Origin of the sequence: Paraburkholderia sp. J67 (assembly GCF_905220265.1) — a bacterium.
Lineage (GTDB): Bacteria > Pseudomonadota > Gammaproteobacteria > Burkholderiales > Burkholderiaceae > Paraburkholderia.
Window position 1 is genome coordinate 370,012 of record NZ_CAJMZK010000003.1, and the last position, 15,771, is coordinate 385,782.

General features: G+C 63.9%; 14 protein-coding genes. 13 read left to right on the forward strand and 1 reads right to left on the reverse strand.

Features of this window, described 5'->3' with window-relative positions; all coding sequences use genetic code 11:
* Positions 1-130: 130 nt before the first annotated feature.
* The 3 genes from guaB (at position 131) to guaA (ending at position 3,983) form a co-directional block, all read left to right on the forward strand.
* Positions 131-1,591, forward strand: a complete 1,461-nt coding sequence (gene guaB, locus U5782_RS08585; RefSeq protein ID WP_322043382.1) for an IMP dehydrogenase — start codon at positions 131-133, stop codon at positions 1,589-1,591.
* Positions 1,592-1,597: 6 nt separating this feature from the next.
* Positions 1,598-2,221, forward strand: coding sequence for a hypothetical protein (locus U5782_RS08590; protein ID WP_322043383.1), 624 nt, complete (start codon positions 1,598-1,600; stop codon positions 2,219-2,221).
* Between the two features lie 178 nt (positions 2,222-2,399).
* The gene (gene guaA / locus U5782_RS08595; protein WP_322043384.1) at positions 2,400-3,983 is read left to right on the forward strand and encodes a glutamine-hydrolyzing GMP synthase; all 1,584 of its coding nucleotides are present in this window, start codon (positions 2,400-2,402) and stop codon (positions 3,981-3,983) included.
* 249 nt (positions 3,984-4,232) lie between these two features.
* On the opposite strand, the gene U5782_RS08600 is transcribed toward guaA, so the two are convergent.
* On the reverse strand, positions 4,233-4,706 hold the full coding sequence (locus tag U5782_RS08600) for an Lrp/AsnC family transcriptional regulator (protein ID WP_322043385.1): 474 nt from the start codon (positions 4,704-4,706) through the stop codon (positions 4,233-4,235).
* Between the two features lie 254 nt (positions 4,707-4,960).
* Here U5782_RS08600 and U5782_RS08605 point away from each other — a divergent pair, with 254 nt between their 5' ends.
* From U5782_RS08605 to uraD, 10 genes are all read left to right on the forward strand, one after another.
* A complete protein-coding gene (locus tag U5782_RS08605) occupies positions 4,961-6,373 on the forward strand; it encodes an amino acid permease (RefSeq protein WP_322043386.1) in 1,413 nt (470 codons plus the stop codon).
* A gap of 99 nt (positions 6,374-6,472) precedes the next feature.
* Positions 6,473-7,669, forward strand: coding sequence for an amino acid aminotransferase (locus U5782_RS08610; protein WP_322043387.1), 1,197 nt, complete (start codon positions 6,473-6,475; stop codon positions 7,667-7,669).
* A gap of 536 nt (positions 7,670-8,205) precedes the next feature.
* On the forward strand, positions 8,206-8,607 hold the full coding sequence (locus U5782_RS08615; protein WP_322043388.1) for a DnaJ family domain-containing protein: 402 nt from the start codon (positions 8,206-8,208) through the stop codon (positions 8,605-8,607).
* Positions 8,608-8,684: 77 nt separating this feature from the next.
* Positions 8,685-9,281 (forward strand): tRNA adenosine(34) deaminase TadA, encoded by a 597-nt coding sequence (tadA, locus tag U5782_RS08620; protein ID WP_322043573.1) that lies wholly within the window; start codon positions 8,685-8,687, stop codon positions 9,279-9,281.
* 63 nt (positions 9,282-9,344) lie between these two features.
* Positions 9,345-10,271, forward strand: a complete 927-nt coding sequence (gene ldcA, locus U5782_RS08625) for a muramoyltetrapeptide carboxypeptidase (RefSeq protein ID WP_322043389.1) — start codon at positions 9,345-9,347, stop codon at positions 10,269-10,271.
* 311 nt (positions 10,272-10,582) lie between these two features.
* Positions 10,583-11,317 carry a GntR family transcriptional regulator gene (locus U5782_RS08630; RefSeq protein ID WP_322043390.1) on the forward strand — a complete coding sequence of 245 codons (735 nt, stop codon included), beginning with the start codon at positions 10,583-10,585 and terminating at the stop codon, positions 11,315-11,317.
* A 330-nt stretch (positions 11,318-11,647) separates the two neighbouring features.
* Positions 11,648-13,162: an NCS1 family nucleobase:cation symporter-1 gene (locus tag U5782_RS08635; protein ID WP_322043391.1), complete on the forward strand. Its 1,515-nt coding sequence runs from the start codon at positions 11,648-11,650 to the stop codon at positions 13,160-13,162.
* Positions 13,163-13,207: 45 nt separating this feature from the next.
* Positions 13,208-14,005, forward strand: a complete 798-nt coding sequence (locus U5782_RS08640) for an aspartate/glutamate racemase family protein (protein WP_322043392.1) — start codon at positions 13,208-13,210, stop codon at positions 14,003-14,005.
* A 263-nt stretch (positions 14,006-14,268) separates the two neighbouring features.
* Positions 14,269-15,228: an allantoinase PuuE gene (gene puuE, locus U5782_RS08645; protein ID WP_322043393.1), complete on the forward strand. Its 960-nt coding sequence runs from the start codon at positions 14,269-14,271 to the stop codon at positions 15,226-15,228.
* Entirely contained in the window at positions 15,225-15,746 is a 522-nt protein-coding gene (gene uraD, locus U5782_RS08650; protein WP_322043394.1) for a 2-oxo-4-hydroxy-4-carboxy-5-ureidoimidazoline decarboxylase, read from the forward strand. Before puuE ends, uraD begins: the two co-directional genes overlap by 4 nt.
* Positions 15,747-15,771 lie beyond the last annotated feature (25 nt).

A 15,771-nucleotide genomic window follows, 5' to 3' on the forward strand; every position in this document is an offset into this window, starting at 1 on the left:
CTGGGGCATCCATGCCAGGCGCGCGAAAAACTCCCGAAAAATCCCACAATCGGCGCTAAGCTACTGTACGCACTGATGATTTCCAGGGCGCTATCCCGTATAATCTGCTTTTGCGCCTATAGGATTTGCCATGCGTCTGATCCAGAAAGCACTCACGTTCGATGACGTGCTCCTCGTTCCCGCGTTTTCCGACGTTCTCCCGCGCGACACCAGCCTGAAGACCCGGCTGACCCGCAATATCTCCCTGAACATTCCGCTTGTCTCGGCCGCGATGGATACCGTCACGGAAGGGCGTCTCGCTATTGCGATGGCTCAGCAGGGTGGCGTCGGCATCATCCACAAGAACCTCACGCCGGCCGAACAGGCGCGCGAGGTCGCGAAGGTGAAGCGTTTCGAGTCGGGCGTCGTGCGCGATCCGATCACCGTGCCGCCGCAGATGAAGGTCGCGGACGTCATCGCGCTGTCGCAGCAGCATGGCATCTCGGGCTTCCCGGTCGTGGAAGGCGCGCAGCTCGTCGGCATCGTCACGAACCGTGACCTGCGCTTCGAAACGCGTTTCGACGAGCCGGTGCGCTCGATCATGACGCCGCGCGAACGCCTCGTGACCGTTAAGGAAGGCACGCCGCTCAACGAAGCCAAAGCGCTCATGCACAGCCACCGCCTCGAACGCGTGCTGGTCGTAAACGACGCGTTCGAACTGCGCGGCCTGATGACCGTCAAGGACATCACCAAGCAGACCGAACACCCGGCCGCCTGTAAGGACGAGCACGGCAAGCTGCGCGCAGGCGCGGCCGTCGGCGTCGGCGCGGACAACGAAGAGCGCGTCGAACTGCTGGTGCAGGCCGGCGTGGACGTGATCGTCGTCGATACGGCGCACGGCCACAGCAAGGGCGTGCTCGAGCGCGTCCAGTGGGTGAAGAAGAACTTCCCGCACGTCGAAGTGATCGGCGGCAACATCGCCACGGCCGACGCCGCACGTGCGCTGGTCGAATACGGCGCTGACGGCGTGAAGGTCGGTATCGGCCCGGGCTCGATCTGCACGACGCGTATCGTTGCAGGCGTGGGCGTGCCGCAGATCACCGCGATTTCCAACGTTGCGGAAGCGCTCAAGGGCACCGGCGTGCCGTGTATCGCCGACGGCGGCGTGCGTTACTCGGGCGACGTCTCGAAGGCGCTGGCAGCCGGCGCGAACGCCGTGATGATGGGCAGCATGTTCGCCGGCACCGAAGAATCGCCGGGCGACGTGTTCCTGTTCCAGGGCCGCCAGTACAAGTCGTATCGCGGCATGGGCTCGGTCGGCGCGATGAAGGACGGCGCAGCAGACCGTTACTTCCAGGACAACTCGGCCAACATCGACAAGCTCGTGCCGGAAGGCATCGAAGGCCGCGTCGCCTACAAGGGCCCGATCAACGCCATCCTGTTCCAGATGATTGGCGGCGTGCGCGCTTCGATGGGCTACTGCGGTTGCCGCACGATCGACGAACTGCATACGAAGGCGGAGTTCGTGCAGATCACGGGCGCCGGGCTGAACGAATCGCACGTCCACGACGTGCAGATCACCAAGGAAGCGCCCAACTATCACGTGGACTAAGCCTCGATGAAGCCGCTGCTGCGCGTAGTGCTGATTGTCGATGCGTTGATGCTGCTGGGGTTCGGCGTGCTGTTTCTTCTCACGCCCTGGACCTCGCTCTACAACGCATTGCAATTGGTGCAGGCGCAGCCGGCGCTCATCGGGCAGGCGTTCGGCGTCGTGCTGCTGGGCTTCGCCTGGCTTGCGCTACGCGCGGCCTTTGACGGCGCGCTGACCGCTACGGTCGCCCGCGCTGCTGGACACGTCAACTGGATGGCCGGCGTGCTCATGCTGATCTGGCTGATCGCGCTGCACCAGCCGCAACTCACGGGCTTCGGGCAACTGGTGGCGGGTGCCGTCGGTGTCTGCCTGATCATCGTGGGATTGGGCGGTGCGCGTCTTGCCGGCGTCGTGAAGCTGCGCGAGAGGGCGCTGGCGGCCGAGGCGGCCGTGCAGGAGCGTGAAGCGCGTCTCGCAGCCAAGGGCAAGCGTGTGGAGCCGGTGGCGTTCGCGAAGTCGATTTTCTCGCGTACAAAGGCTGATCCAGTGACGCCAGTGGCCACGCCGCGCACGACAGTGCAGGCCGAAGAAGCGCGCCACGCGGCCCGCGACGAAGCTGCCGACGCGCAGCGGCCGCCGCTGCGAGGTTGACGTGAGGTGCGCGTCGACGCCAACCGTCAGACGCCACTTCCGTCGAATTGCGCTCGAACGCCTTGTACCGGACCACCAAGTTCCGGTACCCAGGTCCTGATGAATTCATGCCGCGTGCGAAGCTTTAGCCGGCGCGCGGCTTTCTGTATCCGTTCTTTTTTAGGTCTCGTCCGCTGCCATGCACGACAAAATCCTGATTCTCGACTTCGGTTCGCAAGTCACCCAGCTGATCGCTCGCCGCGTGCGCGAAGCGCAGGTCTACTCGGAAATCCATCCGTACGACGTCGATGACGCTTTCATCCGCGAATTCGCGCCGAAGGGCATCATCCTTTCGGGCGGCCCGAACTCGGTCACCGACGCGGACACCCCGCGCGCACCGCAAGCCGTGTTCGAACTGGGCGTGCCGGTGCTCGGCATCTGCTACGGCATGCAGACGATGGCCGAGCAGCTCGGCGGCAAGGTCGACGGCGGTCACCTGCGCGAATTCGGCTACGCCGAAGTGCGCGCGCGCAACCACACGAGCTTCCTGGACGGCATCGAAGACTTCCGTACGGCCGAAGGCCACGGCATGCTCAAGGTCTGGATGAGCCACGGCGACAAGGTCACCGAAATGCCGGCTGGCTTCCAGCTGATGGCATCGACCGAATCGTGCCCGATCGCGGCCATGGCCGACGAAGCGCGTCACTTCTACGGCCTGCAATGGCATCCGGAAGTCACGCACACCGTCCAGGGCCGTGCGATGCTCGAACGCTTCGTGCTGGGCATCTGCGGCGCGAAGGCCGACTGGGAAATGGGTCACTACATCGACGAAGCCGTCGAAGCGATCCGCAAGCAGGTCGGTAGCGAGCACGTCATTCTCGGTCTGTCGGGCGGCGTGGATTCGTCGGTGGCGGCGGCGCTGTTGCATCGCGCGATTGGCGACCAGCTGACCTGCGTGTTCGTCGATCACGGCCTGCTGCGTCTGAACGAAGCCGAGCAGGTGATGTCGATGTTCGCGGGCAACCTCGGCGTGAAGGTGATTCACGTCGATGCAAGCGAAGCGTTCCTGTCGAAGCTGGCGGGTGTGACCGATCCGGAAGCGAAGCGCAAGATCATCGGCGCCGAGTTCGTGGAAGTGTTCCAGACGGAAGCCGGCAAGCTGACGGACGCCAAGTGGCTCGCACAGGGCACGATCTATCCGGACGTGATCGAATCGGCAGGCAAGGGCAAGAAGGGCGCGCACACGATCAAGAGCCACCACAACGTGGGCGGCCTGCCGGAAACGCTGAACCTGAAGCTGCTCGAGCCGCTGCGCGAACTGTTCAAGGACGAAGTGCGCGAACTGGGCGTGAAGCTCGGTCTGCCGCACGAAATGGTGTATCGCCACCCGTTCCCGGGCCCGGGTCTGGGCGTGCGTATCCTCGGTGAAGTGAAGCGCGATTTCGCGGATCTGCTGCGTCGCGCCGACGCGATCTTCATCGAGACGCTGCGTAACACCATCGACAAGGAAACCGGCAAGTCGTGGTACGAACTGACGAGCCAGGCGTTCGCGGTGTTCCTGCCGGTGAAGAGCGTGGGCGTGATGGGCGATGGCCGCACGTATGAGTACGTTGTCGCGCTGCGCGCGGTGCAGACGATGGACTTCATGACGGCGCACTGGGCGCATCTGCCGCACGAGCTGCTGGGCAATGTGTCGAACCGCATCATCAATGAAGTGCGCGGGATCAATCGCGTCGTGTACGACATCTCGGGCAAGCCGCCCGCGACGATCGAGTGGGAGTGATGGTCCACTGACGTGGTTTCGCTAGCGCACTAGCTAGCGATCAATCCTGAAACCCGCGTTCGGCTCTTTGAGCTGGCGCGGGTTTTTGTTTTGTCTCGCTCCTAAACCCCCGTCCTGGCGCAAACCGCCCATTTCCCTGTCCCAGGCAAGCCCAAAACGCAATCATCCCTCATACGCGCGATGCAAATGAGATAAAATTGCGTATCCGCACTGGACTTATCCCCAGCGAGCCAGCTTCTCACGCTCCGCTCACGCCTCCAACGGCATCGCGCTCGTCCCCTTGAGTTCATCGAGGCACACAATCGAATGCACGCTGCTCACGCCAGGCGCGCGCATGAGCGTGTCGAGCAGGAATTCGGATAGCGCCTTGAGATCGCGCGCCACCACTTTCATGACGTAGTCGATATCGCCGGTCACGGAGTAACACTCCTGCACTTGCGGCAGCTTCGCGACGAGTTCCTTGAACTTCACGAGTTCGCGCATGTGCCCGCGCTCCATCGTCACCTGAATGAACGCGACCACGCCGAAGCCCAGCGCCTGCGGGTCGAGGCGCGTCTCATAGCGCTTGATGACCCCCAGCTCCTCGAGCCGCCGATGGCGCCGCAGCGTCTGGGCGGGCGAGAGCTTCACGGCCGCCGCCAGTTCGAGATTCGAGGCGCGTCCGTGCTCCTGTAGCGCGGCGAGGAGCCGCAGATCGATGGGGTCAAGGGCGAGTGTTTGCACTATTCTTGCTCGGGATGAGTTAAATGCGAAACGAAATTGTACCAATCAGGGTTTGCCTGCGTATCAGATGAAATCATATTTTTCCTTGTCGCCTATACACTGGGCGCACCTGGCAGGGCAGCCGGCCATCCCCGGCGGCCTTGGGAGCGCGTCAGCACAGAACGTTGTGCGCGCAATATTATTTCGCGCGGCCGTGCCGGAAGGTCATCCCGCCTTCCAGCCGACGCATCGATAAAGAAGAGACAGGAAGAGACATGGTTCCCCACGATACAAGCGGCGCACGCGGTCAGGACGACGCGAACGGCCACCTCAAGCGCGGTCTCAAGAATCGCCATATCCAGCTGATTGCGCTGGGTGGCGCAATCGGCACCGGATTGTTCCTCGGCATCGCCCAGACTATCCAGACGGCCGGCCCTTCGGTGCTGCTCGGTTATGCGATCGCCGGCATCGTCGCGTTCTTCATCATGCGGCAACTCGGCGAGATGGTCGTCGACGAGCCCGTCGCCGGTTCGTTCAGTTACTTCGCCGATAAGTACTTCGGCCCGTTCGCAGGCTTTCTCTCTGGCTGGAATTACTGGGTGCTCTATGTGCTCGTGAGCATGGCCGAGTTGTCCGCGGTCGGCATCTACATGCATTACTGGTGGCCGGCGCTGCCGACGTGGGTATCGGCGCTGGGCTTTTTCGTCGTCATCAACGCCATCAATCTGGCGAGCGTGAAGTCCTACGGCGAGCTCGAATTCTGGTTCGCGATCATCAAGGTGCTGGCGATCGTCGGCATGATCGCGTTCGGCGGCTGGCTGCTGGTGTCGGGCAATGCCGGGCCGGAAGCTGGCGTCTCGAACCTCTGGCGTCACGGCGGTTTCTTCCCGCACGGTGTCTCTGGTCTGGTGATGTCGATGGCGGTCGTGATGTTCTCGTTCGGCGGTCTCGAACTGGTCGGCATTACCGCAGCGGAAGCCGACGATCCCTCGCACACCATCCCGCGCGCCACCAACCAGGTGATCTATCGCATCCTGATTTTCTACGTCGGCGCGCTGGGTGTGCTGCTGTCGCTCTATCCGTGGGAAAAGGTCGTGTCGGGCGGCAGCCCCTTCGTGCTGATCTTCCATGCGATGAACAGCAATTTCGTGGCGCATGTGCTCAACGTGGTCGTGCTGACCGCCGCGCTCTCCGTGTACAACAGCGGCGTGTACTGCAACAGCCGCATGCTTTACGGTCTCGCGCAGCAGGGTAATGCGCCCAAGGCGCTGCTCAAGGTGAACCGTCGCGGCATTCCGCTGGCGGCGCTGGCGGTGACGGCGGTGGCCACGGCGGCCTGCGTGGTGATCAACTACTTCATGCCGGGCAAGGCGTTCGAGTTGCTGATGGGACTCGTGGTGTCGGCGCTCATCATCAACTGGGCGATGATCAGCCTGATCCACCTGAAGTTCCGCCGCGAGAAGGCGCGTCTGGGCGAAACGACGACGTTCCGCAGCCTCGGCTATCCGTTCACGAACTACCTGTGCCTCGCGTTCCTGGCCGGTATTCTCGTCGTGATGTATATGATTCCGGATCTGCGCCTTTCCGTCTGGCTGATCCCGGTGTGGCTGGCGGTGCTCGGCGGTGCGTACCGCTTCTGGCGCCGTGGCGCGACGCCGGCGCTGCAAGCCGGTGTGCAGACGCGCTGAAAGGCGCGGGGAAGGGCACAAGGGCGCGTGAGCGCCCGCCCGCACGAAGCCGGAGCAACCGTTTTCCAGCAACTTTTCCGTAACCGACAAGCTAACGTCATGTTCGAACATATCGATGCCTATTCCGGCGACCCGATCCTCTCGCTCAACGAGAACTTCCAGAAAGATCCGCGGCAGAACAAGGTCAATCTGAGCATTGGCATTTATTTCGACGACGATGGCCGTCTGCCGGTGATGCAGGCCGTTCACAGCGCCGAGGCGGCGATCCTGAACGAGCCGGGTCCGAAGCCCTATCTGCCGATGGCCGGTTTCGCGCAGTACCGCGACGCCGTGCAGACGCTGGTGTTTGGTGCCGAGTGCCCGTCGCGTGCGGCTGGGAAGGTCGCCACGGTGCAGACGCTCGGCGGCTCGGGTGCGCTCAAGGTGGGGGCCGACTTCATCAAGCGTTATTTCCCGCAGAGCCAGGTGTGGGTGAGCGATCCGACGTGGGAAAACCATCGTTTCATCTTCGAGCGTGCGGGTTTCGAGGTGAATACCTACCCGTACTACGACGAAGCGACGGGCGGCCTGAAGTTCGAGGCGATGCTCTCGGCCATCGACGCGCTGCCGGCGAAGAGCGTCGTACTGCTGCACGCGTGCTGCCATAACCCGACCGGTGTGGATCTGGACGAGGCGCAGTGGGTGCAACTGATCGACGTGTTGCAAAAGCGCGATCTGCTGCCGTTCGTCGATATGGCGTATCAGGGCTTCGGCGCCGGTCTCGACGCTGATGCCTTCGCGGTGCGTGAACTCGGCCGTCGCGGCGTGCCCGCGCTGGTCGCGAACTCGTTCTCGAAGAACTTCTCGCTCTACGGCGAGCGTTGCGGCGGTCTGCACGTGATCTGCGAGGATGCGGCGGCCGCTGACCGTGTGCTGGGCCAGTTGACGGGCTCGGTGCGCTCGAACTACAGCAATCCGCCGACGCACGGCGCGAAGATCGTCACGCGCGTGCTCACGACGCCGGCGCTCCGGCAGTCGTGGGAGACCGAGCTGGCGGCGATGTGCGAGCGTATCGCCCGCATGCGGGTGGCGATTCACGACGGCCTGAAGGCGCACGTGAGCGGCGAGGCGCTGTCGCGCTATGTGAAGCAGCGCGGCATGTTCACCTACACGGGCTTGAGCGCCGCACAGGTCGATCGGCTCAAGGATGAGCTCGGCGTGTATATCCTGCGTTCGGGCCGTATGTGCGTTGCGGGTCTCAATGAGAAGAACGTCGGCATCGTGGTCGATGCCGTGGCGAAGGTGCTGAAGGACTAAGCCTCGCCTGACTGACTGAAGCGGTGTCCGTTCCAGTGGGCGCCGCTTCAGAACCGCATTCCCGTCCCGATTCCGCATACCCCCGCCGCGCCGCCGCCGCTGCCCCCCGCCGCCCCGCAAAACACGCTGCATCCGGTGAGACTTGCACCCAGCAGCAGGCAAATCACACCCAGACGCGACCGGCGCACGATCCACGTAATACACGCTGGAGAGCGATGCGCGCTGCGGGCTGGCGGCCGCCCGGTCGTGAAGCGGGAAAATGAAGAAAATTTCATCGTTGCCTGCGCAAGCAAAGGTGAGTGGACCGCAGCACGCTCGCTGGCGGTGAAACGATTGACCTTACCGGTGCGCCGAAGCCGCGCCCATCAGACGAATCCGGCTTTCTCCGGCGCGCCGTGTGAACGTGCTCCATGCCCTTCGCATCAAAACGACCGCCTGTCAATCCATAGGACTTGAACGTCGCCCATGTCAGACGGGCGGGGTCTTCCAGGTGTTACCCTGATAGAATGCCGTGGCCGCAACGTAGTGGATTGCTGATGAAATTGCTTGATGCCCTCGTCGAACAACGGATTACCGCCGCAGCCGCGCGCGGTGACTTCGACGGGTCGCCCGGCGCAGGAGCGCCCCAGGAACTCGACGACGACTTCTTCGTGCCCGAAGAAGTGCGCGTGGCGAACCGCATTCTGATGAATGCCGGATTCGTGCCGCCCGCTCTCGAACAGCTTCGTGCATTGCGCGATCTCGAGGGAGAACTTGCCAAGGTAGGCGACAAGGCCGCGCAGTGCCGTCTGCGCGCGCGCCTGCTCGCGCTCGACATGGCGCTCGAATCGCTGCGTGGCGGCCCGATGGTGGTGCCGCACGAATACCGTCGCCGTATCGCCGAGCGCTTGTCCGAGCGCGCGGCAAGCGGGCAGGGCTTCGCGGCGGGTGCCGCTTGAGCGTGAGCGCCATGCCGCCCTCGGGCGAAGCGCAAGAGCACGGCCACTCGCCCGATGCCGGCGAAACGTCCGCTGCCATGCCGGCACCCCTTCCCGATTCCGATCCCCAGCCTGATCCTGTCAGCGAACGCGACCGTCATTTCATGCGGCTCGCGCAGGCTGCCGCCGAAGCGGCCCGTGCGGCCGGCGAAGTGCCGGTTGGCGCGGTCCTCGTGCGCGGCGACGAAGTCATCGCGACAGGCTTCAATCATCCGATCGGCACGCACGATCCGTCGGCTCACGCCGAAATGGCGGCGCTGCGTGCGGCCGGTAGCGCACTGGGTAACTACCGCTTGCCCGGCTGCGAACTTTATGTGACCCTGGAACCGTGCCTGATGTGCGCCGGCGCGATCATGCATGCGCGCATTTCGCGCGTGGTGTACGGCGCGCGCGACCCGAAGACGGGCGCATGCGGTAGCGTCGTCGATGCGTTCTCGAACGGTCAGCTCAACCACCATACGAGCGTGGTGGGCGGCGTACTCGAGACGGAATGCGGCGACGCGCTGCGCGCGTTCTTTGCCGAGCGCCGCCGTGCGAGCCGCGAAGCGCGCCGTGCAGCAGCCGAAGCCGCGGCAGAAGCGACGCAGGCGGATCACACAGCCAGGGCGCCGGACGGTCGCGCCAATTCTCACTGACCCACCGCCACGACGCGCCGCCGCAGCCTGATGGCGCCCCTGGTGGATTCGAAACCGTCGAATATGACCACCCACCGCACCATCGAACTGATTGCACCGTCGGGCTATCCTCACGACCCGGAAGCCATTCATCGCGGCATTGCGCGGCTGCGTGCGCAGGGTCATCGCGTCGAAGGCATCGAGGCGACCGAGCGGCGTTTCCAGCGTTTCGCTGGCACCGATGGCCAGCGCGCCGCCGAACTGAACCGTCTCGCCGATCCCGCCCGCTCGTTGCCCGATATCGTGCTGGCGGTACGTGGCGGTTATGGCGCGGTGCGTATCCTGCATGGACTCGACTACGAAGGTCTGCAAAAGCGGCTCGCCGGGCAACCCATTGCGCTTGTCGGTCACAGCGATTTCACGGCGATTCAGCTTGCGCTCTACGCGCGCGCGGGATTGACGACCTTCGGCGGCCCGATGCTGCTCGGCGATTTCGGTGCCCCAGAGTTGAGCAGTTTCACGATGCATCACTTCTGGGACGCGCTCACCAAGCCCGAATTCACGCTCAAGGTGAGGGCGCCGCAGGCGCAGCACGCGAATGTCGCGGGCATGTTCTGGGGCGGCAACCTGGCCGTGCTGACCTCCCTGATCGGCACGCCGTACATGCCGCCGGTGGAGGGGGGCATCCTGTTCGTCGAAGACATCAACGAACAACCGTTCCGCGTCGAACGCATGCTGTACCAGCTGCATCTTGCCGGCATCCTCGCGCGCCAGAAGGCGCTCGTGCTGGGCGACTTCTCGGGCGGCAAGTCCTTTGACTACGACAACGGCTACGACCTGCACGCGGTGGTGGAGCAGGTGCGAGCGCTCGCCGGAATTCCGGTCATCACCGGCCTGCCGTTCGGCCATATTCCGGATATGGTCACGCTGCCGTTCGGCGGCGACGCGCAACTGAGTGCCGATGCACACGGGTTCGAGCTCAACGTGAGCGGTTATCCGCATCTGGGCTGATTCGCCCGCCGCGCACCGCGCCAGAACTTCTGGCGCTTTTTTAGATGCACAATATGCAACTAACCGCCAATAATTTTCAGCTAAGCCGAATGTTCTAGAACCGGCATCGAGCCAGATTGTTGACAAAAAATTGGCCCATTCAGGAGCATGAAATCCCCGTGGAAGTGCAATATTCCCAGTAGTGAAGCGGCTTTCACCGGAACAATGCATGCCGGTCAGCGTACGAACCAGGCATCTTCCCCAGGTTGGTCGATAAAATTGTTGACAATCTTTATGTCCAAACTAGCATACCCAACATCAAGGTGAGTGACATGCGCAAAGACGTGCAAAACGCCGATACCGAAGCCGACGCGACCGGCACGAAGCCCGAAGCCATCGCCGCGCGCATCCGCGCCGCGATCCTCGAGCATCGCCTGCCGCCTGGCGCGAAGCTGACGGAAGCGCAGTTGTGCGAGGTGTTCAATGTCAAGCGCGGGCCGATCCGCCAGGCGCTAGCACTGCTCGCGACCGATCACCTCGTCGATCTGGAGCCGAATCGCGGCGCGTTCGTCGCAAGTCCGTCGCTCCAGGAGGTGCACGAGGTGTTCGAGATGCGCCGCATCATCGAACTGGCGGTGGTCGAGCGCGTTTGTAACGCCCAGCACGGCGCGCGCCGCCTCAAGAGCATCGGCGAAACGATTCGCCGCGAGCGCAAGGCCTTCGAGGGACGCGATTTCCCGGCGTGGATCCGGCTCTCCGGCGAGTTCCACACGGCACTGGCGGCGCTCACCGGCAATACGGTGCTGTGCGATTGCCTGAACGGACTGGTGGCGCGTTCAACGTTGATTTCGGCGCTCTACGAGTCGCCCGGACGCAGCCCGTGTTCGTTCGACGATCACGAGGCGATTCTTGTGGCGCTGGAAGCCGGCCAGGAGCAGGAAGCGGCCGCGCTGATGGTGCGGCACCTGCAAGGCGTGGAGCTCAGGATGCTGGACCGCCCGAGTGGCGCGTCGGTGGATCTACAGGATGTTTTCGGGACCCGCGGCGCGACGGTTGTGGCGCGCTGAGGTGCGAACGGGGCCGGATCTGGTCCCCCAGGATTGAAGTGCAGGACAACTGAAGGGTGTGCGGCTCAACACGTCGCACGCAGGGAAAGGATCGGGATGAGAGCGCACGCCGCAACGGTGTTGCGCGCGGCGGCAGCCGCACAGCGGGCAGGGCGCGCGCAAGCGGCGACCGGCGCAGTGCAAAGGGCAGTTCAGCCAGGCCATCCACGCAGATATCGCGGCAGCCGCATCGAGTCATGGCATCGGGTCATGAATCAAGCGGCGCGGCGCGTGTTTTGAGGCGTTCAGGCGTCTTTTTTCCGTCGGCGTATCCATCCCAAGGAGCGGATCATGGCTCAGTTCAGTGCGTCACATGGCAGTCCCGCAGTGCCCAGCTTCGATTCAGGCGAGAGCAACGAACCCGGCGACGGCATGCGCATGCCGGCCGGCTACAGCGAACGGCTCTACAACCACGATCTCGCGCCGCTCAAGGAGCAGACCTGGGGCGCGTACAACATCTTCGCGTTCTGGATGTCCGACGTGCATAGCGTCGGCGGCTATGTGTTCGCGGGCAGTCTCTTTGCCCTCGGGCTTTCTAGCTGGCAGGTGCTGGTGGCGCTGATCGTCGGCATTTCGATCGTCAACGTGCTGTGCAATCTGATCGCGCGGCCGAGCCAGCGTCATGGCGTGCCGTACCCGGTCGCCTGCCGCGGCACCTTCGGCGTGCTGGGCGCCAACGTGCCCGCTGTGATTCGCGGCCTGATCGCGGTGGCGTGGTACGGCATCCAGACCTTTCTCGCGTCGAGCGCGCTGGTGATCGTCGTGCTCAAGTTCTTCCCGCAACTCCTGCCGTATGCCGATGTGCACAAGCACGGCATGCTGGGCCTGTCGATGGTGGGCTGGGCGGGCTTCATGACCCTCTGGGTGCTGCAAGCCTTCGTGTTCTGGCACGGCATGGAGACGATCAAGAAGTTCATCGACTTTGCGGGTCCGGCCGTCTATGTCGTGATGTTCGCGCTCGCGGGCTATATGGTCTATCGCGCAGGCTGGCAGAACATCGGCCTCAATCTCGGCGGCGTGAAGTATCACGGCACCGAAGTCATTCCCGTGATGATCACCGCCGTTTCGCTCGTGGTGTCGTATTTCTCCGGCCCGATGCTTAATTTCGGGGACTTTTCGCGCTACGGCAAGTCGCTGCGCAGCGTGCATCGCGGCAACTTTTGGGGCCTGCCCGTCAACTTCCTCGCGTTCTCGCTGGTCACGGTGATCACGACCTCGGCCACGCTGCCGGTGTTCGGACAACTGATTACCGATCCCGTCGAAACAGTGGGCCGCATCGATCATCCCACCGCCGTGATTCTGGGTGCGCTGACCTTCACGATCGCGACCATCGGCATCAACATCGTCGCCAACTTCGTTTCGCCGGCCTTCGACTTCTCGAACGTCGCGCCGCGTCTCATCAGCTGGCGTGCGGGCGGCATGCTGGCCGCCGTCGCGTCGATCTTCATCACGCCGTGGAATCTCTTCAACAACCCGGCTGTGATTCACTACACGCTGGATGTGCTCGGCGCGTTCATCGGTCCTTTGTATGGTGTCCTGATCGTCGACTTTTACCTCGTCAAGCGTGGCCGTCTTGCGGTCGATGATCTCTACACGGTGTCGCCCAAGGGCGCTTACTGGTACAGCAATGGCGTGAACTGGCGCGCAGTCGCGGCGCTGCTACCCGCAGCCGTGATCGCGATTCTCTGTGTGATGGTGCCGTCGTTCGGCAATGCGGCGAACTTCTCGTGGTTCATCGGCGCGGCGCTGGGCGCGTTGTTCTATCGCGCACTGACGATGGGCGAGCGCGCACGGGCGCAGGCCTGAGCGACAGGCTTAACCATAACTACCAGGTACGACCAGGAAATTGCCATGCGTATCAAGCTAATCAACCCGAACACCACGCAGCGCATGACGGCGGCGATGGGGCAGTGCGCGCGCGACGTCGTTGCCCCCGGCACGGAAGTGGTGGCCGTGAGCCCGACGATGGGCCCGCCCTCGATCGAGGGTTATTACGACGAGGCGCTCGCCACGCCCGGCCTGCTCGCCGAGGTGGAGGCGGGCGAGCGCGAAGGTTTCGACGGCTATGTGATCGCCTGTTTCGGCGACCCCGGCCTCTATGCGGCGCGCGAACTCGCACGCGGCCCGGTGGTAGGGATCGCCGAGGCGGCCATGCACGCGGCGAGTGTGCTCGCGCCGGGTTTCTCGGTCGTCACCACGCTCTCGCGCACCAAGGCGATGGCATGGCATCTCGCGGAACGCTATGGCATGACGCGCTTTTGCCGTAACGTGCGCGCCATCGACGTGGCCGTGCTCGAACTAGACGAGCCGGGTTCCGCGGCACGCCGCGCGATCGTCGAGGAATGCCGCCGTGCGCTCGACGCAGACGGCTCCGACGCGATCGTGCTCGGCTGCGCGGGGATGACGAGCCTGTGTGCGCAGGTGGAGGACGCGCTGGGCGTACCGGTCGTGGATGGCGTCACGGCGGCCGTCAAATGGGTGGAAGCGCTGGTGGCGCTGCGCCTGACCACGGCCAAGCGAGGCGACTTCGCGCGGCCGCTCACGAAGCGCTACGACGGCGAGTTTGCACGCTTCAGTCCGAGCGGCACGATCGATGCGACGGGCGCCACCGACTCCCCGCCACCCGCGCGTCCGCTGCGCTTCGGGTAAACGCGCAACGCAATCGGACGATGCCGGGCCGCGGCCGGCCCGGCTCATACACCTCGCTTGACCCGTACTATCTGCCCTCGCATATGGGCGCGCCCGGGCGATTTCGCTACACTGGGCCGGTCCTCGAAGCAGATTGCCCGTACGCCTGCAAATCCTTGTGGCGCAAGGTTTTATAGCGGTGAAAGGGCGTCGCGTGGACGAGGCCCGGGCGTCCTTGATCGCCTGATTTCGTTTCGTCATCATCCATCGACAGATTCGACAGCATGCCACTCGATCCCCAATATCCCCGCGATCTGATCGGTTACGGCCGCCATCCGGTGCAGGCCAACTGGCCGGGCCAGGCGCGCGTCGCGGTGCAGTTCGTGCTCAATTACGAAGAGGGCGGTGAAAACTGCGTGCTGCACGGCGACCCCGCGTCCGAGCAGTTCCTCTCCGAGATCGTTGGCGCCGCGGCCTATCCTGCGCGCCACATGAGCATGGAGTCGATCTACGAATACGGCTCGCGCGCGGGCGTGTGGCGCATCCTGCGCGAGTTCGAAAAGCGCGGCCTGCCGCTCACGGTCTTTGGCGTGGGCATGGCGATCGAGCGCCATCCCGATCTGGGGCGCGCGTTCGTCGAACTGGGCCACGAGATCGCCTGTCACGGCTATCGCTGGATCCACTATCAGGACGCCACGCCCGAGCGCGAAGCGGAACACATGAAGCTCGGCATGCAGGCGATCGAGCGCATCACGGGCCAGCGCCCGCTTGGCTGGTACACCGGACGCGATAGCCCGAACACGCACCGACTCGTAGCCGAATACGGCGGTTTCCTCTACGACTCCGACTACTACGGCGACGACCTGCCGTTCTGGATGGATGTCGAGGTGACGGGCGGCAAGACGGTGCCGCAACTGATCGTGCCGTACACGCTCGACACCAACGATATGCGCTTCGCCACGCCGCAAGGTTTCAACACGGCCGATCACTTCTTCACGTATCTGCGCGACGCCTTCGACGTGCTCTACGAAGAAGGCGACGAAGCGCCGAAGATGCTGTCGATCGGCATGCACTGCCGTTTGCTCGGCCGTCCGGGGCGCATGCGCGCGCTGCAACGTTTTCTCGACCACATCGAAAAACACGATCGCGTCTGGGTGACGCGCCGCGTCGATATCGCGCGCCACTGGCGCGAGCACCATCCCTATCAACCGCAACAGAACGATCACCGCGGGGCCGCCGCATGAAGGCAATGCACTACACCCTCGAACAGCTGAATCAGGCCTCGACCGACGCCTTCGTGGCGGCGCTTTCGGGCATCTTCGAGCACTCGCCCTGGGTCGCCGAGGCTGCGGCGCAGCAACGACCTTACGCGAACATCGACACGCTGCACACGACGATGTCGAAGGCCGTGGAGACCTCGGGCGAAACGCAACAGCTCGCGCTCATCAACGCTCACCCGGAGCTTGCGGGCAAGGCTGCGGTGCGCGGCGAACTCACGGCCGAGTCGACGCGCGAGCAGAGCGGCGCCGGGCTGAACCAGTGCACCCAGGAAGAGTTCGACAAGTTGCAGGCGCTCAACCGTGCTTATCGCGAGAAGTTTGGGTTTCCGTTCATTCTCGCGGTGCGCGGCTACGACCGCCACGGCATCATCGCGAACTTCGAATCGCGCGTGAACAACAATCGCGCCGACGAAATGCGCGCGAGTCTCGACCAGATTTACCGCATTGCGCGCTTCAGGCTCGATGAGCTGATCGGCGCGTGACGTGGCGATGCGCTCCGGCAAGCCA